The 21,103-nt window shown below is 42.3% G+C and carries 17 protein-coding genes; 13 read left to right on the top strand and 4 right to left on the bottom strand.

What is annotated here, in order from left to right:
- Positions 1–24 precede the first annotated feature (24 nt).
- The 5 genes from pstC to blp2 all read left to right on the top strand — a co-directional run bounded on the left by pstC (position 25) and on the right by blp2 (position 7,251).
- A complete protein-coding gene (gene pstC / locus J699_RS04995; RefSeq protein WP_032882923.1) occupies positions 25–1,404 on the top strand; it encodes a phosphate ABC transporter permease subunit PstC in 1,380 nt (459 codons plus the stop codon).
- Positions 1,401–2,798, top strand: coding sequence for a phosphate ABC transporter permease PstA (gene pstA, locus J699_RS05000; RefSeq protein ID WP_005231732.1), 1,398 nt, complete (start codon positions 1,401–1,403; stop codon positions 2,796–2,798). The genes pstC and pstA overlap by 4 nt, the downstream gene beginning before the upstream one ends.
- Positions 2,799–2,812: 14 nt before the next feature.
- The gene (gene pstB / locus J699_RS05005; protein WP_005231731.1) at positions 2,813–3,727 is read left to right on the top strand and encodes a phosphate ABC transporter ATP-binding protein PstB; all 915 of its coding nucleotides are present in this window, start codon (positions 2,813–2,815) and stop codon (positions 3,725–3,727) included.
- Between the two features lie 147 nt (positions 3,728–3,874).
- Positions 3,875–4,837, top strand: a complete 963-nt coding sequence (gene sohB, locus J699_RS05010; RefSeq protein WP_005231730.1) for a protease SohB — start codon at positions 3,875–3,877, stop codon at positions 4,835–4,837.
- Positions 4,838–5,076: 239 nt separating this feature from the next.
- On the top strand, positions 5,077–7,251 hold the full coding sequence (gene blp2 / locus J699_RS05015) for an Ig-like repeat protein Blp2 (protein ID WP_032870460.1): 2,175 nt from the start codon (positions 5,077–5,079) through the stop codon (positions 7,249–7,251).
- 25 nt (positions 7,252–7,276) lie between these two features.
- Here blp2 and J699_RS05020 read toward each other — a convergent pair whose 3' ends face one another.
- Positions 7,277–7,915, bottom strand: coding sequence for a DUF2238 domain-containing protein (locus J699_RS05020; protein ID WP_032870462.1), 639 nt, complete (start codon positions 7,913–7,915; stop codon positions 7,277–7,279).
- 38 nt (positions 7,916–7,953) lie between these two features.
- Positions 7,954–8,304 (bottom strand): hypothetical protein, encoded by a 351-nt coding sequence (locus J699_RS05025; RefSeq protein ID WP_005231727.1) that lies wholly within the window; start codon positions 8,302–8,304, stop codon positions 7,954–7,956.
- 260 nt (positions 8,305–8,564) lie between these two features.
- On the opposite strand from J699_RS05025, the gene J699_RS05030 reads away from it, so the two are divergent.
- A complete protein-coding gene (locus J699_RS05030; RefSeq protein WP_032870496.1) occupies positions 8,565–8,969 on the top strand; it encodes a hypothetical protein in 405 nt (134 codons plus the stop codon).
- Here the strand turns inward: J699_RS05030 and rsmD are convergent.
- Positions 8,966–9,514: a 16S rRNA (guanine(966)-N(2))-methyltransferase RsmD gene (gene rsmD, locus J699_RS05035; RefSeq protein ID WP_032870464.1), complete on the bottom strand. Its 549-nt coding sequence runs from the start codon at positions 9,512–9,514 to the stop codon at positions 8,966–8,968. The genes J699_RS05030 and rsmD overlap by 4 nt on opposite strands.
- On the bottom strand, positions 9,514–11,535 hold the full coding sequence (gene mrdA, locus J699_RS05040; protein WP_032870465.1) for a penicillin-binding protein 2: 2,022 nt from the start codon (positions 11,533–11,535) through the stop codon (positions 9,514–9,516). Before mrdA ends, rsmD begins: the two co-directional genes overlap by 1 nt.
- A 238-nt stretch (positions 11,536–11,773) precedes the next feature.
- Between mrdA and J699_RS05045 the strand changes: the two genes are divergently transcribed.
- The 7 genes from J699_RS05045 to J699_RS05075 all read left to right on the top strand — a co-directional run bounded on the left by J699_RS05045 (position 11,774) and on the right by J699_RS05075 (position 21,103).
- A complete protein-coding gene (locus tag J699_RS05045) occupies positions 11,774–12,292 on the top strand; it encodes a hypothetical protein (RefSeq protein WP_005231723.1) in 519 nt (172 codons plus the stop codon).
- A gap of 62 nt (positions 12,293–12,354) precedes the next feature.
- Positions 12,355–13,668 (top strand): membrane protein, encoded by a 1,314-nt coding sequence (locus tag J699_RS05050; protein WP_004652140.1) that lies wholly within the window; start codon positions 12,355–12,357, stop codon positions 13,666–13,668.
- A gap of 83 nt (positions 13,669–13,751) precedes the next feature.
- Positions 13,752–14,405, top strand: a complete 654-nt coding sequence (adk, locus tag J699_RS05055) for an adenylate kinase (protein ID WP_005231721.1) — start codon at positions 13,752–13,754, stop codon at positions 14,403–14,405.
- Between the two features lie 184 nt (positions 14,406–14,589).
- Positions 14,590–15,921 carry an SWIM zinc finger family protein gene (locus J699_RS05060; RefSeq protein ID WP_032870466.1) on the top strand — a complete coding sequence of 444 codons (1,332 nt, stop codon included), beginning with the start codon at positions 14,590–14,592 and terminating at the stop codon, positions 15,919–15,921.
- Positions 15,912–17,549: a hypothetical protein gene (locus J699_RS05065; protein WP_032870468.1), complete on the top strand. Its 1,638-nt coding sequence runs from the start codon at positions 15,912–15,914 to the stop codon at positions 17,547–17,549. Before J699_RS05060 ends, J699_RS05065 begins: the two co-directional genes overlap by 10 nt.
- 32 nt (positions 17,550–17,581) lie before the next feature.
- Complete coding sequence (locus tag J699_RS05070; RefSeq protein WP_032870470.1) at positions 17,582–18,664, top strand: ATP-binding protein; 1,083 nt, start codon at positions 17,582–17,584, stop codon at positions 18,662–18,664.
- Between the two features lie 75 nt (positions 18,665–18,739).
- A complete protein-coding gene (locus J699_RS05075; protein ID WP_032870472.1) occupies positions 18,740–21,103 on the top strand; it encodes a DUF5682 family protein in 2,364 nt (787 codons plus the stop codon).

The raw sequence follows: 21,103 nt of genomic DNA, 5'->3' as shown, positions 1-21,103 counted from the left end.
AATTGAGAAAACAGTGGAGATTACATGAATCTGCTACTTATCGGTGTGTTATTGGCCCTTGTGGCAATTGCATATCAAATCGGGCTAAGTAAAAGCCGTAACCTAGCAGGTAAAGGAAATAACTCAGCAGCACTACATTCACGTCCCGGATATTATGGCGCGTTGGTTGCTTTGTGGTGTGGTATTCCTGCTTTTTTAATTTTGATTATTTGGAACTTGGTTGAACCCAGCGTTTTACAACATATCATTTTCAATAATATTCCAGCCTCTGTCAGTGCCAATCTGGATGCCGCAGGACGTGATGTCCTGAGCAGTCGCGTACAGGCAATTGCATCGGGTTTCGGGGTCACAGACCAGCCCGCAGCATATGAAGTCGCTGCCGCACAACAACTGGCAAAATTCCAGACCATTGGTTCTTTCGCAAAACTTGCGGTCGTGATCTGTGCGGGTTTAGCCGGGCTCGTCTGGGCCAAACGTCATGTCAGCCAGCAATTCCGCGCCCGAAACCAGGTCGAAAAAGCCATCAATGTGGGGTTGATTCTGTGTTCTGGCGTTGCGATTTTAACCACGATTGGTATTGTCTTATCGATGTTGAGAGAGGCGTTACACTTCTTCCAGTTTGTCAGTCCAGTGGATTTCTTTTTTGGTACCGAATGGAACCCGGGGTTTAGCACCTCAGGAAATGCAGAGGGGAGCTACGGGATCTTGCCGTTAATCTGGGGAACCCTGATGGTCAGTGGTATCGCCTTGTTGGTTGCGGTGCCAATTGGTTTGCTGATTGCGATTTATCTGGCTGAATATGCTTCTCCACGATTACGTTCTTGGGCAAAGCCAACCATTGAAGTATTAGCAGGTATTCCGACCATTGTTTATGGTGTATTTGCCTTGATGATCATTGGTCCATTTTTCAAGCTGGTCGGTGAGAGTATCGGCGTTGATATCAATGCAACCAGTGCGTTAACTGCTGGCTTCGTAATGGGCATCATGATTATCCCATTCGTTTCATCGTTATCTGATGACATCATTACTCAGGTGCCACGTTCATTACGTGATGGTTCTTTAGGCTTAGGGGCAACCAAGTCGGAAACTATTCGTCAGGTTGTGCTGCCGGCTGCCTTACCGGGAATTACCGGTGCATTCTTGTTGGCAGTATCGCGTGCGGTGGGTGAAACCATGATTGTGGTGCTTGCAGCAGGGAATAGCCCATTACTGCATGCCAACCCATTAGAAGCTGTTTCAACCGTCACCGTGACGATTGTGAAGCAATTAACCGGTGATACCGATTTCGCCAGCCCGCAAGCATTGGTGGCCTTTGCCCTTGGTTTGACTTTGTTTGTGATCACTTTGGGTTTAAACATTATTGCACTGTACATCGTGCGTAAATATCGTGAGCAATACGAATGAGTTCATCAAATACCTCATCTCCTCTGGATCAGAACGTATTTGATCCACAAGTGGCTGCTGAACAACGTGAACAGCGCAAAAGAAGAATTCAAAGCTCTTTGGCAAAGCGCCATCGTAAAGAAAAGACATTCCGTTTCGCAGGTTTCTCTGCGGTGGTGATCGGCCTGGCTTTTGTTGCCTTGCTGTTTGGCAGTATTCTGGCCAAAGGTTTGCCTTCTTTCTGGCAAAGCAGCCTGACCGTTCCGGTTTATTTTGACCCAGCCATTATCAATGTGGGTGCCAAGCCCAAAGCAACCGCAGGGGAAACACCGGCACATTTTGAAGAGCGTATGGTCGCTTGGCAAACTGAAATGGGCATGGTGGATTGGGATGCGCTGATCGTGAATGGCATCGTGTCTAAAGATAAGGCACTTGAAAGCCAGCGTGATTATTTGAGCAGCTTGTATACCAGCTCTGAAGCTTACCGCTTACGCGATATGGTCATGAACAACCCGGCGTTGATTGGTAGCAAGCAAGAGATTAAATTCCTGGCAGATGCCAATATTGATGTGTGGTTAGCCGGCAATATTGATCGCTCATTACCGGATGACCAGCAACAGCTTGAACCTGAAGTACGTCAGCTTGCAGATAAGTTAAAAGCAGAAGGCATTATTGACAGTACCTTCAATACCAACCTGTTTGTTAGCCCTGATTCACGTAGCTCGCCAGCGACCAGTGGCTTGGCGGGGGCCTTCATGGGTTCATTGTTCATGATGCTGATTGTAATCATCATCTCAATTCCAATTGGTGTGGCAAGTGCGATCTATCTTGAAGAATTTGCACCCAAGAACATGATGACGGACATTATTGAAGTCAACATCAATAACCTGGCAGCGGTTCCTTCGATCGTATTCGGTTTACTGGGCGCTGCAATCTTTATCGGCTGGATGCAACTGCCATTATCTGCGCCACTTGTCGGTGGTCTGGTGTTGAGTCTGATGACTTTGCCGACCGTGATTATTACCACGCGTGCATCATTAAAAGCCGTTCCACCTTCGATTCGACAGGCGGCTTTAGGTTTGGGTGCATCCAAAGTGCAAACCGTTTTCCATCATGTCTTGCCATTGGCTTTGCCAGGCATCATGACCGGTTCAATTATTGGTGTGGCACATGCACTGGGTGAAACCGCGCCATTGCTGTTGATCGGGATGAGTGCTTTCGTTGCCAGTGTACCGACTACACCCCTTGATCAGGCCACTGCATTGCCTGTACAGGTTTATTTATGGCAAGGTAATGAATTACGTAACTTCTTTGAAGGACGTACCGCGGCAGCAATTATCGTGTTGCTTGCGTTAATGATTAGTTTAAACAGCCTTGCAATCTGGCTCCGTAAGAAATTTGAAGTGCGTTGGTAATTGAGGAGAGTACAATGAATACGATTGATATTATGAACGCCGTAGAAAAGGATAAATCAGTGAATCCACAGCAAACAGAATTTACTTCAGCGGAAGGGCAAGTTCAGCAATCGAACACTGCATTTGTTTCTCAGTTTGAAACGGCTGCTTCAAATAAAAAGCCAAAAGCAAGTGACGTAAAAATCAGTACCAAAGATGTTCATGTTTATTATGGTGAATCTGAGGCCATCAAGGGGATTGATCTGGATGTTTACCAAAATGAAGTGATTGCATTCATTGGTCCGTCAGGATGTGGTAAATCGACTTTCTTACGTACCTTAAACCGTATGAATGACACCATTGATAGCTGTCGGGTAACCGGTAAGGTAACGCTTGATAATCAAGATATCTATGATCCAAACCTGGACGTGGTATTACTTCGTGCACAAGTCGGGATGGTGTTCCAGAAGCCGAACCCATTTCCAAAATCAATTTTTGACAATGTAGCGTATGGCCCGAAATTGCATGGCCTGGCACGTGACAAATATGATCTGGAAGAAATCGTAGAAAACAGCTTGCGTAAAGCAGGTTTATGGGATGAAGTCAAAGATCGTTTAAGTCAGCCGGGTACAGGTTTATCGGGTGGTCAGCAGCAACGTTTATGTATTGCTCGTACCATTGCGGTGAGTCCGGAAGTAATTTTGATGGATGAACCCTGTTCAGCACTTGATCCAATTGCAACGGCAAAGATTGAAGAGCTGATTTCGGAACTGTCAGAACAATATACCATTGCAATCGTCACCCACTCGATGCAACAGGCGGCGCGCGTATCGGATCGTACGGCATACTTCCATTTGGGTGACCTGATTGAAGTCAACTCAACCGAGAAAGTATTTACTCAACCTGACCATCAGTTGACTGAAGCCTATATTACCGGTCGTTTTGGTTAAGCAAAGCCAGATCAATCAAAGAGCCTATGGGCTCTTTTTTTTATTATATAAATGAAAATGAATCTATTTTGCAAATTCACTATTGAATTTTTATTCAGCAGGCCACATCTTAGATGGATAAAGCCGAACTTATAGAGCACTTACTGTATGTTATTCCATTTACCCAAATTTCCCGCTGAAATTCGTATTAGTCATCTCAATGCGCGTGTGAATGAACAAAGAAAAAAAATTGCACAAACAACAGCGTCTCGTCTGGAATTACTGCAACTGGTTCAGCAACTTGCCAAAGAAGCAAAAGTGCGTCGCAAGAATGATCAAAAAATTTACGTGCTCGATTTTAAAGGCGATGTACAGGCTTCTGCTGTGGATACCATCCGCGAAGAAATCACTTTAATCTTGGCAACAGCAAAAGCTGGACATGATCGTGTGGTGGTGCGTCTGGAAAGCCCGGGTGGCATGGTGCATGGTTATGGGCTGGCAGCGGCGCAACTGGTGCGTTTACGCGATGCTGGCTTTCATGTCACGATCTGTGTAGATAAAGTGGCGGCAAGTGGTGGCTATATGATGGCGTGTATTGCCAATGAAATCATCTCGGCACCATTCGCGGTAGTAGGTTCAATTGGTGTTGTTGCTCAGGTTCCTAACTTTAACCGCCTGTTAAAACAACATAATGTTGATTTTGAATTGTATACCGCGGGTGAATACAAACGTACCGTTACCATGTTTGGGGAAAACACCCCGGAAGGCAAGGCGAAATTCGAAGAAGAACTCCAGCAAACCCATGCCTTATTTAAGCACTTTGTTGAGAAATATCGTCCTCAACTGGATGTTGCCAAAGTTGCAACAGGTGAGCACTGGTATGGTGAAGATGCCCGCGAGTTAAATCTGGTGGATACCTTGCAGACCTCAGATGAATATTTACTGAGCCTGCTGCCAAAGCATGATATCTATGTGATTAACACGCGTAAACGCCCAACATTTGGTGAAAAGCTGGGTCTACAAGCGGCACAAATGGCTGAGAGTCTTATACCGGCGGTAATGGGTAAAATTACAGATAGTCTTGCGAAGGCGAATAGTACTCTTGTACAAATGCGCGATCCAAAATTCTAATCCGAGTCTACTTCAAGAAACCAGCCAGATCAGGCTGGTTTTTTTATATGGCATCAAAATATGAATCATTTTTTATAGTCTGATTTTTGAACGCATGGTCAATTTAAATTAAACCGCATAAATGCTGCTGTAGAGATTGTTGTTGTAGGAATGTTTTGATATTTTAAATGCGGATGAATTACTTAATTATTCATTAACCGACAAATAGATAAAAATATAATTGATAAGTGAGCATAAAAATGACAAGAGTTGTCGTTTCTTCGAAGAAAAATTCGAATATTTTACAAGATGGACAAATAAAAGCGGTCATGCTCGATCAGCCTTCGATTGTCCAGATTGGTGTAAATCAGGACGATATCAAATCTATTATGAAACAAGGTAATGATCTTGTCATTACACTTAAAAACGGTGAAAAAATCATTATTAGTGATTTTTATACTGATGCAAATGTCACGGAACACACTTTGGCTTTTCCTGAACAAGATGGTAGCTATAGCATCGCCCAGTTTGATGATTCAGGCCAGTTCGTGCGTTATGTACCGACCACGCAACTGACTCAGTTTGCTTATACGCAGCCACCTTCACAGAGCATGATGATGTCAGATGCTACAGAAGACTTGGGGATTACCAAATCACAGTTGCTCAAAGCGGGATTGGTGGCCTTGGCGGCAGAAGGCGTTTATTTGCTGGCTGTCAAAGACGATGACGACGATAAAAAAGCTGAAACACCTAAAGAGATTGATCGAACACCGCCAGTCGTTAAAGCTGTAATAGATACCAAGGACTCACAAACAATCACCGTCAGAACTGAAGCAAATGCTGCAATTAAAATCGTCGATAAAAACGGGAAAATCCTTGCAACTGGACAAGCCGATGCTCAGGGAAACTATACCTTTAAATTAACCGATCCTTTACCGGCTGGTGAAAAGGTGACTGTAACCGCAACAGATGCTGCAGGTAATTCAGCAAGCAATGAGGTTGTGGGAAATAAAGATGTCACCGCACCTGATGCACCGACTGCCCAGCTGAATGCCGATGGCACCATTGTCACCGGTAAGACTGAGGCCAATGCCAAAGTCTCGATTTATGATGCCAATAATAACCTGCTCGGGACCGTAATTGCCAATAAACAGGGACTGTATTCGATCAAGGTTTCACCTCCTTTAACCAGCGACAAGGGGGGAACTGTTGTGGCGGAAGATAAGGAAGGCAACAAGTCAGAACCTTCAAAGGTATTTGCCGGCAAGGATACGGTTGCACCCGATCAACCGACCGTAGAAGTGAATAAAGAAGGGACTTCAATCGTAGGGCGGGCAGAAGCCAATAGCAAAGTTGTGGTCAAAGATGCCGAGGGTAATGTGATTGGAAGTGGCACCACTGATGCGCAAGGCAAGTTTGAAATTGGCTTGTCACCAGCTTTAGGTGCGGATAAAAAGGCCTCTATCGTGCTGGAAGATGCGGCAGGTAATGTTTCAAAACCACTGGAAATCACTGCAGGTAAAGATACTATCGCACCAGATAAAGCTGCTGCCCAGATCAATGCTGCAGGTGATACGGTTACTGGTACTGCCGAAGCGAATAGTAAAATTGAAATTAAAGGCCCGGATGGCAAAACGATCGGGACAGGCACGGTTGGAGCCGATGGGAAATTTAGCATCACTGTCTCTCCTGCGTTAACCGATAAAAATATGGGTAAAGTGTATGTGATTGATGCGGCTGGTAATCGTTCGGATGCCACTGACGTACTGGGCGCAAAAGATACCATTGCCCCGAATAAACCGATCTTGCAAACGGTGACTGATGATGTGGGACCGGTCAAAGGGGCCATTGCTGCGGGTGCAAATACCGATGATAGCAAGCCGACTTTAGCGGGGGTTGGAGAGGCCAAAGCGGTGCTGACGATTTACGACAATGGTCAGCCGGTGGGTACGGTAACCGTAGGGGATAATGGCAAATGGAGTTTTAACTTTAGCCAAGAACTAGGACTCGGTGCGCATAAGATCACCTTAACCCAGACCGATGCTGCGGGTAATATCAGTGAAATGAGTGATGGATTTAGTTTCAATGTGGTTGCGCCGACCACGACAGCATCACTACAAAGTGAAGCTTCGGACTCTGCCGTAACGCAAGCCTCTCTGGTTGATGCCATCAATCTGGAGGTTTTTCAAAGCAAACAGGCAGCGGTCTCGCCCTCATCTGCAGCAGAGAAGTTAAATCTTAGTGAATTGTTGTCTACTACTGAAACGTCAAACCATCAGGTCGATGAGGTGTTGAATCAAATTATTGCCACTCAAGCCCCATCGACGGCTACTGCAAGTCCAGACCATCAGCATGTGGAAAATTTTGATTTTGCCCAAACCATCAAGGCAGGGCCTTTTGACCAGTTGGATGTATTACAGCATTCAATTATCTGATCCATCTACTAATGTAAGAAGACGCTTATTTTTCAATAAGCGTCTTTTGTTTGACCAGTTGAATAATACCGGTCAGGATCGCTCCAATTGTTGCCAGAAACATATCTTTATGCGCATCCCACATATCACCTTGCTGACCATTATAGTTTTCTGCATCTTCCGGCGATAACCCGATAGAAAGTCCCCATTCCAGCAGTTCATAAAATACACTGGAGGCCATGACAAACTGAATTACAAGCAGAAATAACGAAAATGGCTTTGCAGTGGGTAGCCAGACCTGAAAGCAGCGATAGACAAAAGGATAGAGCAGCAGTCCATAAGAAAAATGAACCAGCCGATCATACATATTCCGTGACCAGCCCATGCTTTGATCTAAATCAAAATTGAAAAAATACAGGAGCCATTGGTTATAAGGGACATAGGAGTAGAGGTAGTGCGCACCAATAATATGGATCAACAGAAAGGCTAAATATAAACAGAAACTGAAATAACTCAGTCCGATTCTTTTAAATGCCACCAGCAGGACAATCAACATAAAAAGTGTACCTGCTTGATGTAACAGGTACGATTCAAATTCAAGTGGATCAATACTTGCAATGGCAACGGCGACTACGATCAGCGCCAGTGCCAGATAATGTTTTAAAGTAAATTGTTTTTCGATCATGTCACGTCCTAAACGCGATCAGGAAAAGCGTATTCCCCTTACTCTGTAGAAGTTACAGCAATCGGTTCTTTTGTTGTAGATATACCGCCAAGTGCCTGACACGCTTGTATATATAATTGATATTTTTGTTGTACAACTTCATCTAGGGGAATGTCAAAGAGATCTTCACCATTTTTATATTGTTCAATATAAGAAGCGGCCTTTTCCTTGTTGGCAGCCAAGGATTGCTGATAAAAAGTTGAAATAGAAGAGGTCGCCAGCTCACTGGATTCAATATTATGACATTGAAAATTTTGTAAGACTTTCTCTGCACGCTTGACCTCGCTTGATTTTCCAAAGATACAACCGGTTAAGCTAAGCGTGGCAAGGAGTAAGCACAAAAGTTTCATGATAGATCGAGATACAGTGAAATTTTAAAGACGCTATTATTGTATAGAAGTTTAGTTTTATAAATTAAATATTTATGTCTGACAGAATAAAAATTAAAAAAACTTATACATCTTTTGCATGATTTCACTCTAGCAAAAACTGCAGCATTGAAATAGCCCATCGGACCATGCATAAAGATCAGTCGAATAAATTTTAATTGATTGATAAGAAATAACTTTTAGCGTTATTCTAGTTTGGGGGATAAGTAATATAGATGATGATGCGTATTAAGCATATTTTTTTACTGTTTCTGCTGCTTTGTTGCACTGCTGGGGCGCAGGCAGAAGACTATGATTTCTTTGAGCCGTTCCATGATGATCGTGAAGAAATGTTCGACGCCGCCTATCCGCAAATGAAAACAGATTATTCAGTTTTGCATAACCTGTTTTTTCAGAATGAACGGTGGCGTATCTATAACCATACCGCTTATCAGACCAATCAGTTTAACCATAAGATGTTAACTGGTGATACCAGCAGTCTGTCTTTAGACGACTTCTCGATTTCAGTGGGGTATGGGGTCGCTTATCAGCTGAATTTCCGTCATCGCATTGGTTATGAATATCTGTCCAGTTTCCCTTTTGACCGTGGCCAAATGATCCGGTTTTTCTGGCTGAGTATTTTCTAAACCACTTTTTGGTAGAGACCAGCTCTCACCATACCCGCTTTGGTTTCTTTGATTTTTTGCCAACTCACCGGAAGTTTCAGTTGGGACAGGTCACGATCTGCTTCTACATAGATATAAGCATTTGGATTGATCATTGGATCGGCCAGATCCGCCAGTTCTTGCCATAAATCAAGGCTATAAGGCGGATCAAGAAAAACCACATCAAAACTGTTTTTTAATTTGCTTAAAGCCTGTTGGGCCGTTGAGACCAGTAATTGACAATTTTCAGCTTTTAACAGCTGAATATTGTCTTTTAAAAAGCGTGCCTGATTTGGATTCGGTTCAATCATGGTGACTTGGGCTGCACCACGTGAAAGGGCTTCAAAGCCCAATGCACCAGAACCGCTGCACAAGTCGAGTACCTGTGCATTTTGGATATCCCACATTAACCAGTTAAATAAGGTTTCACGGACACGATCCGGGGTTGGGCGTAAGCCTTCAATACTTGCAAAGGGCAAAGTACGGCGTTTCCATTCACCACCGATAATTCGTAATTGATTCTTCATTATTCAGTGACTCCATCATCTGCGGGTTGAGCGGCTGGCGGTGTGGTCGCAGGTGACGTTGCGACCGGGCTCGAAGCTGGCGCTACATTTTGTGCTGCTGCCGCATTTGCCATCGATAACTCACCTGGCTTGATTCCCGCCGTCATTAAGCCACCACTGACCTGATGATTGGCTGGGCGAAGTGGATTTTTCTTACGCGTCACCAGCCAGTAATCGAAGATTGGGCGGGCAATTTGTGCAGCTGAACCACCATGTCGACCATTTTCCCAAACCACGGCAATGGCAATTTCTGGATGATCCGCGGGTGCAAAGCCAACAAACAGACCATGGTCCCATTGGCGCGAGGACAGGGCCGCTTCGTTATAGCGTTTACCTTGTGCAATACTCTTCACCTGTGCCGTACCGGTTTTACCTGCAATTGAATATTGCAAACCACCTTTGATGCCGCGACCTGTACCGGATTGAATCACGTCAACCATTGCATCATGCATATTAGTCCAGTCTTGCTCTGTGCCGTTAAACTGGATTTTGCCATCAGGCGCATTGTGTACCGCAAACTTTTTGGCACCTTTGGTTTCTCTGAGGACATGCGGCGTAACATGTGAACCCTTATTCGCTGTAATCGCAGTGGCCATGGCCAGTTGTAATGGTGTTGCGGTAAATGCACCTTGCCCGATACTGACCGAAATGGTTTCACCCTTGAGCCATTTGGATTTGCGGGTACGCATTTTCCATTCCGGGCTTGGGTATAGGCCTGAGCTCTCGCTTGGTAAATCTACACCAGTTTTTTCACCAAAGCCGAACTGACGCATCCAGTCATTCATTTTTTCAATACCCATGCGATAGGACAGGACATAGAAATAGGTATCGCAGGAAACGATTTGAGCCTTGTGCATGTTGACGGAACCATGTCCGCTTTTCTTATGGTCACGGAAGCGGTGACTATCGCCCGGCAGAGAGAAATAACCCGGATCTGAAATGGCGGTGCCCCAATCCACCAGACCATAGTGAATGCCACCTAAACCGAACATCGGTTTAATGGTTGAGCCGGGTGGGTAAGCGCCTTGAACTGCACGGTTATACAGGGGCTGGTCGAGATTATCACGCAGTCCGCTATAGTCTTTTGAGCTAATGCCAGTGACAAACAGGTTTGGATTAAAGCTTGGGCTAGAAACCAAAGCCAGAATTTCACCTGTGCGTGGATCCATGGCCACAATGGCACCACGACGGTCTGCTAATTGCTGAGCAGCAACGGTTTGTAACCCATAGTCAATTGATAAATAAAGATCATTACCACGGGCTGGGTTCTGGCGGCCTAAATTACGCAGTACATTACCGTGGGCATCCGCTTCCACAGATTCATAGCCTGGTGTGCCGTGTAACAAGTCTTCATAACTTTTTTCCACTCCGATTTTACCAATCAGGTTAGTGCCTGCGTATAAGTCCTTATCAATCGATTTGAGCTCTTTATCATTAATCCGTCCGACATATCCAATCACATGGGCAAACAGTTCGCCATGCGGATAGTAGCGGGTCATCTGCGTTTCAATTTTCACCCCGGGAAAAGCATATTTTACTTCGCTGAATTTTGCGATATCGGCTTCAGTCAGGTTTAATTTGATTGCCAGACGTTCGGTTTTACGTGCAGTTTTGACCCGGCTTTTAAAACGGTCTACATCTTCCTGACTGAGATTTAAAATCGGGATCAGACGGGTAATGGTATCGTCAATATCGCTGACATCGGCCCGGCTTAAGGTTGCGGTGAAGACCGGATAGTTATCTGCGAGCAACACCCCGTTGCGGTCATAGATATAACCACGGGCAGGTGCCAGGGGTTGTAAGCGAATTCGGTTCTTATCTGAGGCGGTTGTAAAGTCATCGTAATGAACAATCTGTAAATATGCATAACGACAGATCAGTAACAGGAGAAAAAAACCGACCAGAAAAATGGCAAAGAAGATTCGACCCTTATAAATGCGCTTTTCTTGTTGCATGTTTTTTAAAGGAAAGTGCTGTTTCATAGGGTGTCGACTTAATTACAGAGGTGAGAGATACAAAGACGCAATATTTTAACGTAAGTTGCATGATCATACTGTAGAATTTTCAACAATTCATGCAAATGTTGACGCGACAGTTTTTGACTTTGCAGACATTAAAATTATAGGGTCTTGTATATTAGAAGCAAAATAATTCTGTTAAAGTCACAAACTATTCGAAATAGGATTTTCCAATACAGACATAGGGAAAATGGAGAAAATAATGAGAAAAATTTGCCTTTTATTATCGGTTTTAACACTTACGGGCTTAAGTCATGCGGATGATAATCCATTTATGCCTGAGCCTAAATTGAAAGATGCAAACGTTTCAACATGGAATGTCGGGGCAGGTTTTACTAAAAAATTATTACATGGCAATTTGGAATGGGTCAATCCTTACGGGATCGCCTATGCAAAAGCGGGCGCTTTCTTAAATGATGACAACGAAATTGGTGGACAAGTCGGTTTTCGCTATCCGTACTATTTAACGGGTACAGATAAAAATGGTTATTACGTTGGGGTCTATGCGGGCCATTTAGACAGTAAAAATTATGGCGGTAAGCAAAAAGCCAACCTGGGGGTTGGTGCTGATCTTGCATATGTCTGGCTGAACAGTGAACGGATTAGTACCTTCAGCGTCGGCGCAGGAGTACGTGAAAAATTAGAAGATGGGGATGGCAACACGGTGAAAAAAGCACAACCCGTGTTGCAGTTTTCTTACACCTTAAGTTTTGGTTTATAAGAGGAGAATGCAGATTTATTCTTTTATAAGCCATCATGTATCAATAATTCTGAGAGTCATGCATGTTTGATTACGTCAATGAATTGTGGCAGATTTTCTTAAATCGACCAGACCATCTGGCAGTGTTAAGTATCATTCCCGTGACCGCCTTTGTAACTTGGGCGCACGTGTGGATGGCACTGAAAATGGTATTTTACCCGATTAATTTCTGGGGATTCCATTTAGGCCCGTTACCTGTCGGTTGGCAAGGGATTGTGCCGCGTAAAGCTGGACGTATTTCAGGCATCATTACCGATAATACCTTATCTAAATTGGGATCACTGCGCGAGTTTCTGGAAGCCATGGATCCTGAAGATATGGCCATGATTATTGGTGAACAGGTTGGTTTTGAGCTTGAACACCTGATTGATGAGGTGATGATCGATCGTAATGCAGTGCTTTGGGAAAATCTGCCTTATTCGATTAAGCGTCGTATCTATGCGCAAGCCCATAAACAATTGCCCAATACGCTTAGAGAACTTGTGACTGAGCTGACCATGAACGTCGAGTCACTGGTGGATATGCGTGAAATGGTGGTGAGCCAGATGGAAGGTGACCGCCGTTTAATGGTGCGCATGTTCCTGAAAGTAGGTCAGAAAGAGATCAACTTTATTTGGCATATCAGTGCGCTAATTGGTATGTTCTTTGGTATTTTCCAGATGATCGTCTGGTTTGTGGTGCCTTGGCACTGGACCGTCCCGTTCTGGGCGGCCATCTGGGGCTTTTTAACCAACTGGATTGCGATCTGGATGGTGTTTAATCCGATTGAACCACACTATATCCGCTATCCACAGATCTTCCGTTTGACCAAAGACCGTAAATTCCCGTGGATTGTACCTGTCTTGAAGATTGGAACCTACAATGTCCAAGGCGCATTTATGAAGCGTCAGGAAGAGGTTTCGGATGTATTTGCCAGTGTAGTGACTGAAGATTTAATTACCTTAAAATCGATCATGACTGAGATGATGTATGGCAGCAAGAAAGACAAAACCCGTCGTATTGTCAAGCGCCATATCAATGAAATCATGGAAACTCCATTAGTCAGAACCTCTTTGCAGCTTTCATTAGGGCCAAGAGAGTATGCTAGACTCAAGACTGACTTGATTGATCGCTCAATTGAAATTACCATGGGACCAGTATGTGACCCAGCTCTGAATGCAAGTCGTGCGCAGAAGATCTTTCAAATGTTTAGAGACCGCATCCGTGAACTAACACCGAAAGAGTTCCAGAATTTATTGCGTCCTGCTTTCCAGGAAGATGAGTGGATTTTAATTGTACTAGGTGGAGTGACTGGTTTCTTTGCTGGTTTAATTCACTTATTTGTTGCTTTCTTATAATTAATTTGATGTTGGTTGAGTGATAACTCTGTATGATATTGCTCAATTTAAGATTTATTGTTTTTAAATGAGGATGTTCTTTTATGCGCATTATTTTACTCGGACCACCTGGGGCAGGCAAAGGTACTCAAGCTCAGTTGATCTGTAAGCGCTACAATATCCCACAAATTTCAACCGGTGATATGCTCCGTGCTGCAATTCGTGAAGGTACTGAACTTGGCTTAAAAGCAAAAAGTGTCATGGAATCAGGCGGTTTAGTTTCTGATGAATTGATCATTGGTTTGGTGAAAGAGCGTATTGCTCAGCCTGATTGTGAAAATGGGTGTATCTTTGACGGTTTCCCACGCACAATTCCACAAGCTGAAGCATTAGAATCAGCGGGCATCAGCATTGATCATGTGATCGAAATTGATGTACCGGATGAAGAGATCGTGCAACGTCTTTCTGGCCGTCGTCAGCATCCAGCTTCTGGCCGTGTTTATCACACGGTTTACAATCCACCAAAAGTGGAAGGTAAAGATGACGAAACCGGCGAAGACCTGGTACAACGTCCAGATGACCAGGAAGAAACCATTCGTAAGCGTCTTGGTTCTTACCACAGCGAAACTGAGCAATTGGTTGGCTTCTATCAAGGTCGTGCTGCTTCTGGTGAAAATGCACCGACTTACGATAAGCTAGATGGTTTACGTGCAATTGAAGACGTTCAAAAAGAATTATTTGCGATTTTAGATAAATAATTTAGTTTTGATAAAACTGTCTTATGTAAACATAAGGCAGTTTTTTTATAGCCACAATTCTCTACGACATAAATTGTCGTTAGATCAGCTTAAATGATATAAAAACTAATCTAAAAACGTTATATTTTGCTCAAGCTTAGAATTTAAAAATACTGAAACTTACAATTATTTTATAGGGTTAACTATGTTGCTGACGATCCAATCTGCTCAAGTCGATCAGATTATTCCAGACGCAAGTTCGGCAAAATCAGCTAAGAAACTCGCAAAATTTGAAGCATGGAACAATATCTGTGGTTCAACTGATCAGTGGATTTGGGGACAAATTCAGGGTAGTGCAATTTATCAAAGTGCAGTTTTTTTGCCTGAACTCAAATGTGAATGTAGTTGTCCGAGTTTTAAACGACCATGTAAACATGCCTTAGCATTATTATTTGTTTATACAGAGTATCAAGATAAATTTATTGTGCAATCTGATGAGCAAAGCATACCTGAGCGAGTACAAAAATGGCGTGATAAAAAAAGCAAAATACTTGATAAAAAAGAAAGCAAGATTGATAAACCAGTTGATGAAGCAGCACGTGCGAAACGCCAATTGGCACGTGAGAAAAAGATGGATGGAGGTATTGACGCATTACAAACATGGTTGAATGATGTTGTAACTATGGGGTTAGGGCGATTGCGTCAACAACAACATGAAAAGTTCCGTGATATTCAAAGCCGTTTGGTCGATGCTCAAGTTGCAGGTCTAGTCAGCTATTTAGAGGAGTTTTCTAGTGCACTCTATCAAAGTAATTGGCAAATGCAGAGTTCATTTTGGTTAGCTAAATTACAAACAGCCGTTCATTTATGGCAAAACCGTGAGCAGCTTAAACCAGCGCTTTATGAAGAAGTAAAACAGCTTTTTGGGGTGAATTTAACGACTGATGTATGGGATAACCTATCCACTCAAGTATTTGATGTTCATGCATTAGGCCAAGTAACACAGGAGTTGGTTAATACTCGTGGGCGTTATCGCCGTCAATGGCTGTGGGATAGCCAAAATTTATGTGACTATTTGTTGTTGGATTTTGAAATTCCCCCTTATTCGAACTTCGGCCTAACGTTACCTTATCAAAAACAACTGGCTCTAAATGCCAAGCTTTATCCGGTGATAAGCCAACAACGTCTACGTTTAGAAGATGATTTAATGTCATTCAATGATCTTAGCTTAAGGTCTGTTGCACCGGAAGGCTTTAAAAATTTTGATCAAGCATTTACTCAATACGCGCGTGGCTTAAAACAATATCCTTTGCAATTAGTACGTTTTTTCTGGCTAGAGCAATTGCGTTTAGTAAAGTATAACAAAGTGATTTATTTGGTCGATCAGAATCAAAAGGTGTGTGAAATTGAGATTAAACAGTTTGTTGAGCTATGGTTTTTAGTGGGGACTGAACCATTTAGTGCAGGCGTTGAATGGAATGGATTGCAACTTAAACTGGTGAGTATTTGGCAAGGAGGGCACTTTGAATGTCTTTAAGCACATCATACAGTGAGTTTAATCAGCAATTATTACTCAAACTAACACTAGGGCAGCAATTTAAGCAGGCTGTAAAAGTTCCTAATGAATTGCAAGACTATGTGCCTCGGCATATTGATTCAGTTCAAGATTTATTAGTTTTGAATCAATATTGGGTGCTGATGCAACAAGCAGGTTATCAAGCGCAATGTGTACCTGAAACATTACAAAAGAATATTGCTGAGACTGATCAGATAGAAAATGAAAAGCAATTGGATAATCAACTTGTGCAAATTTTGAAATGGGTTGTTGCACAAGAGTCGCCATTTTTATATCAAGATTGGGTTATTCAAATTTTCAAACTTGCTCAACTGCAGCAGCAAGTGATTCCTCGTTATTTGGTGTTGAAAGTTTTACCACTATGTCGGAACCCCGTGTTATTAGCATCAGTCTTACCTGCGTTTGCATTTCAATGTGATGTTACAACACGTTTAGATGATGCAAAAAGAGTGTGGAAATATTTGAAGCAACAAGATGCTGCACCATTGATTCGTGAGTTAATGAAATTAAAAAATAGCGAATGGTCAATGTTGATGAGCCAATTATGCAGTCAATTACCAGACTTTATTCAGCAACATATTGCAGGGTTTTGGTCACAATCCATTCAGAAAAACCATTTGCACAGTCATGCTGAAAGTCTAGTGGCATATAACATGCCGGTAAGCCAATTTGAAGCTTTATACCACCATGTGAAAACACTGGAACCACAGAATGCAGCGACAGTACGTAATAATGCTGCATTAGCTTTCTATTTATATTATCAAGATAATACACTTTATAACGAGGTTATGGCGTTATTGCGTGCATGTTTAAGCTACGATACTCAAGCTAGAAAAGTTAAATTTAATATTAACTTAGATCAAGATGATGCATTGAATGATTATGGTTTCTTTGATCGAAAAGCAAATTTGCTTGAAAGTCGTAGAAGTTTAAAAACGGCTTACCAAAGTGCTCAAGTTGAGCAAACTTATCAATCATTTTGTGAAAGTTCGCAGGGCGTGTTTTATCTCAAAAGAATTTTAATCCAATTGCCACTTGCATATTGGTTAGAATTATTTGGTAATTGGGATCATTTGTTTTCATTACATTCACACCAAAAAGAGCATATCTGGAATGCGTTTATTATGTGCTGTTATCGAGAGCAGCGCCGTGATTTAGCTTTATGGTTTTACCAACATCAAACCAAATGGTGTGAAACCGTGACGATATCAACTGGGAATAGGCTTGAACGTGAGTGGATATTTAATCTGCTTGATCAGGAGCTAGCAACTGAATTGTTATTAAAACAAGTCGAGTCCCATTACCAAAGTCAGGATTTAGAACATTTTTGGTTTGTATTTCAAAGAGCCCAAGTCTTGCATCAAAATCAAAATATTTCAGAGATGGCAGCCGTATTAATACAACATGCATATGAGACTTTGGACTTGCAGCAGGATCAAAATAAATTTGCATTACTAAAAGAGCAGGCACAATGTCTGATTTTGGAAGCTTATCCAATCGACTTCAGTTGCTTACAACCTATGTTTTCTATTTCTGAATGGAAACAGCTTATTCAGCTTAATCGGTACAAACAAAAAATTATTGCTTAATTATCAATAAATCATAAATCAGGATAATCCTCATGTCTCAACAAGTTTTACGTGCACGTGCAGAACAACAATTTTCTCATGAGTTGGATGCATTAAAGGCGCATGACAGTTTAGTGAAACCACCACAATGGCAACTTTCACCCAAAGCAGTTGTAGATTACTTATTAGGTACAACCCTGCCGGATGGAACAGAAATTTCCCCGAAATATATTGGTAATCGCCGTTTAATGGAAATCGCAGTCGCAACTTTGGCAACTGATCGAGCATTATTATTATTAGGGGTACCGGGCACAGCGAAATCTTGGGTGTCAGAACATTTGGCAGCTGCTATTTCTGGTAATAGTGATTTATTGATTCAAGGTACGGCTGGAACCAGTGAAGATACTTTACGCTACAGCTGGAACTATGCTCAGCTTTTATCTAAAGGTCCTAGTGAAGATGCGTTAGTCAAAAGTCCGATGTTGCGTGCGATGCAAGAAGGTAAGATTGCACGTGTGGAGGAACTTACTCGTATTCCTGCGGATGTTCAAGATACTTTAATCACTTTGCTTTCTGAGAAAAACTTGCCTGTGCCTGAGCTCGGTATTGAGTATCAAGCGATACAAGGTTTTAGTGTAATTGCGACCGCGAATAACCGTGATAAGGGGGTAAATGAACTCTCTTCTGCATTAAAACGTCGTTTTAATACTGTAATTTTACCACCACCAGCCACAATCGCAGAAGAAGTTGAGATTGTACAAAAGCGTGTTCAGTCATTAGGTAAAAGTTTACAACTTCCTGAGATTCAGCCTTTAGATGCTCAAATTCAAAAACTAGTTACAATTTTTAGAGAATTACGTCATGGGCAAACTTTGGATGGAAAGCAAAAGCTAAAAGCTACAACGGGTACATTATCAACAGCCGAAGCAATTTCTGTGATGAGTCATGGTTGGGTAATGGCTGGACATTTTGGTTCAGGTAATTTAACTGACCATGAATTGGCAGCAGGTCTACAAGGTGCTGTATTAAAAGATCCTGTCCAAGATATTGTGCCTTGGAAAGAGTATGTTGAAACTGTGATTAAACAACGTGAGGGTTGGCAAGACTTGTATCGTGCCTGTCGTGACTTAGAATAAAAACAAATAATAAATGACCTCATCTTTATCTTCTCCTTTCAAAGGAGAAGATTTGATCAGAATAAAGGATAAAAAATGCTGCATATTCTCGGTATTCGTCATCACGGACCTGGTTCGGCTCGTAGTGTGTGTAATGCTTTGGCTTCGATTCAGCCTGATTGTATTTTGATTGAAGGACCTCCTGATGCCAATACGATCATAGGCCAATTGCAACATCCTGATTTTAAGCCACCTGTGGCATTGTTGTTGAATACTCCTGTACAAAAAGAAGTGAGATCACAGGCGGTATTCTATCCTTTTGCTGAGTTTTCACCTGAGTGGCAAGCTCTGCAATACGCGCTGCGTCAGCAAGTCGTAGTAGAGTTTATGGATTTACCTTTGCAACATCGTTTTGCACTGGAAAAACAATGGGAAGAGCAAAGGCTACAGCAAGATCAGCTTTTAACAGATGAACAAGTATTAGCAAATGAACAAGAGATTGAGTTGAATCAGCAAGATAATATTGAGCCAGAACTTGATCTGGAACAGCACTATCTTTCTATTCGTCTAGATCCAATTCAATTATTGGCTGAGCAGGCTGGTTATCAAGATAGTGAGCGTTTTTGGGAACATCTAGTCGAACAGCAACCCCATGCTGGACAAATGTTTACTGCTATAAGTGATGCGATGGCAGCTTTACGTGATCATCTGCTAAGTCAACAACCTGAAAACTACACCAGCGAAGATCAATTAGTTGAACAATATCGCGAAGCCTATATGCGCAAAGTGATAAAACAAGCAGAAAAGCAAGGCTACCAAAATATTGTGGTGATTTGTGGGGCTTGGCATGCGCCTGTACTGGCAGATATAAAGACCCAAAATAAAGCTGATACTGCTTTGCTCAAAGGCTTACCTAAAGTGAAAGTTGATGCTGCATGGATTGCATGGACACATGGGCGTTTAAATAGAGACAGTGGTTATGGTGCGGGGGTACAAGCAGTTGGATGGTATACCCATCTTTGGAAGCATTACCAACAAACTTTAGAGGAAAATGTAGATGGCGAAAAAATTACGATAGATTGGTTGAGTAAATTCGCATATGCTTTACGCCAAGCAGGCTATGATGCTTCAAGTGCTCAGATTATTGATGCGGTACAACTGATTCAATCGTTATTGCCACTACGTGGACGACGTATCCCTGATTTGGAAGATTTATTTGAGGTGATTCGCTCTGTTTTGAATCATGGTTTAGATATTCCACAACCGATTTTAACTAAATTGCTCGAAGATGAGCAATTGGGACAAGTACCTGCTGAATTGATTGAGTTGCCAATTCAAAAAGATTTTTTACAGCAAGTGAAGCATTTTCGCTTAAAACTCGAAGCACCACATCGTGATATTACTCTAGATTTACGTGAAGCCTTCGACTTGGCAAAAAGTCAATTTCTACATTGCTTGAAATTACTCGGTCTTGGTTGGGCAGAGTTAACAGGTACAGGTGCAAAGCAAGGGAATTTTAAAGAAATTTGGCAATTGTCTTGGCAGCCTGAAAGTAGCTTGTATCTAAATGAAATGTCATTGTGGGGCAATAGTATTCAGCTGGCTACACAAAGTTATTTAGAAAATCGGATTAAGCAGTGTGAAGATGTGGCGCAGATCGCTCAACTGATTGAAAATCTTTTACTCTCGGGACTGGATCAAAGTTTAAATCTTGCTTTAGATAAATTAAATGAGCTCACTACTCAGCATCAAGATCCAAGTATTATTCTAGCTACCTTAAAGCCGCTAATTACGGCAATTCGTTATGGCAGTGTGCGTCAGTTTTCAATGCAACATTTGCATCAATTAGTAGAACATTTAGCGATTCGATTGATGTTGAGTTTGCCAAATTACTGTGTACAACTGAATGCTGATATGGCACAGCAGTTTTCCCAACAACTACAAGCTTTATATGAACTTTTAGAACAATTACAAAAAGATGAATTGCAACAACTCTGGCAAGATACCTTGCAACAACTATTGTACCTTGAACAGATGCAAGGTTATTTGCATGGTTGTTGTGTACGTTTAGCGCGAGAACAACAGTTGATTGATGTTGAACAAACACAAGGGTTCCTGTCTCGAGCTTTATCAATCGGGCAGACGGCAGACTACAGTGCAGCTTGGTTTGAAGGTTTTTTGACGCACCAAGCCTTATTATTGATTCATGAGCAAAGTCTTTGGGACACCGTGAGCCAATGGGTCAATCAATTACAAGAGCAGCAATTTATTGAGTTATTACCAATTTTGGCTAGAACTGCTTCAAGTTTTAGTCCAGCTGAAGCCCAGCAATTAATTCAGAAAGTGACGCAAAAATCGATCACAGTAAAACAAGAGGTTGGTTCTTTAGATATTGCACGTGCTCAAATGGTCTTAGATGAAATTTACGCGTATTTACAGCCTGTTGCTGTCGAGGGTTAA

It is taken from the genome of Acinetobacter sp. 1000160 (assembly GCF_000588715.1).
Classification (GTDB): domain Bacteria; phylum Pseudomonadota; class Gammaproteobacteria; order Pseudomonadales; family Moraxellaceae; genus Acinetobacter; species Acinetobacter courvalinii.
This window is presented reverse-complemented; position numbering and strand designations above follow the sequence as displayed.

Excerpts from the sequence above, each read along its gene's own strand:
- sohB (WP_005231730.1), top strand. The coding sequence starts at position 3,875 with ATGTTATTCCATTTACCCAAATTTCCCGCTGAAATTCGTATTAGTCAT.
- pstB (WP_005231731.1), top strand. The coding sequence starts at position 2,813 with ATGAATACGATTGATATTATGAACGCCGTAGAAAAGGATAAATCAGTG.
- pstC (WP_032882923.1), top strand. The coding sequence starts at position 25 with ATGAATCTGCTACTTATCGGTGTGTTATTGGCCCTTGTGGCAATTGCA.
- J699_RS05070 (WP_032870470.1), top strand. The coding sequence starts at position 17,582 with ATGTCTCAACAAGTTTTACGTGCACGTGCAGAACAACAATTTTCTCAT.
- J699_RS05065 (WP_032870468.1), top strand. The coding sequence starts at position 15,912 with ATGTCTTTAAGCACATCATACAGTGAGTTTAATCAGCAATTATTACTC.
- rsmD (WP_032870464.1), bottom strand. The coding sequence starts at position 9,514 with ATGAAGAATCAATTACGAATTATCGGTGGTGAATGGAAACGCCGTACT.
- blp2 (WP_032870460.1), top strand. The coding sequence starts at position 5,077 with ATGACAAGAGTTGTCGTTTCTTCGAAGAAAAATTCGAATATTTTACAA.
- J699_RS05020 (WP_032870462.1), bottom strand. The coding sequence starts at position 7,915 with ATGATCGAAAAACAATTTACTTTAAAACATTATCTGGCACTGGCGCTG.
- J699_RS05060 (WP_032870466.1), top strand. The coding sequence starts at position 14,590 with ATGTTGCTGACGATCCAATCTGCTCAAGTCGATCAGATTATTCCAGAC.
- J699_RS05075 (WP_032870472.1), top strand. The coding sequence starts at position 18,740 with ATGCTGCATATTCTCGGTATTCGTCATCACGGACCTGGTTCGGCTCGT.
- adk (WP_005231721.1), top strand. The coding sequence starts at position 13,752 with ATGCGCATTATTTTACTCGGACCACCTGGGGCAGGCAAAGGTACTCAA.
- mrdA (WP_032870465.1), bottom strand. The coding sequence starts at position 11,535 with ATGAAACAGCACTTTCCTTTAAAAAACATGCAACAAGAAAAGCGCATT.
- J699_RS05050 (WP_004652140.1), top strand. The coding sequence starts at position 12,355 with ATGTTTGATTACGTCAATGAATTGTGGCAGATTTTCTTAAATCGACCA.
- J699_RS05030 (WP_032870496.1), top strand. The coding sequence starts at position 8,565 with ATGCGTATTAAGCATATTTTTTTACTGTTTCTGCTGCTTTGTTGCACT.
- J699_RS05025 (WP_005231727.1), bottom strand. The coding sequence starts at position 8,304 with ATGAAACTTTTGTGCTTACTCCTTGCCACGCTTAGCTTAACCGGTTGT.
- pstA (WP_005231732.1), top strand. The coding sequence starts at position 1,401 with ATGAGTTCATCAAATACCTCATCTCCTCTGGATCAGAACGTATTTGAT.
- J699_RS05045 (WP_005231723.1), top strand. The coding sequence starts at position 11,774 with ATGAGAAAAATTTGCCTTTTATTATCGGTTTTAACACTTACGGGCTTA.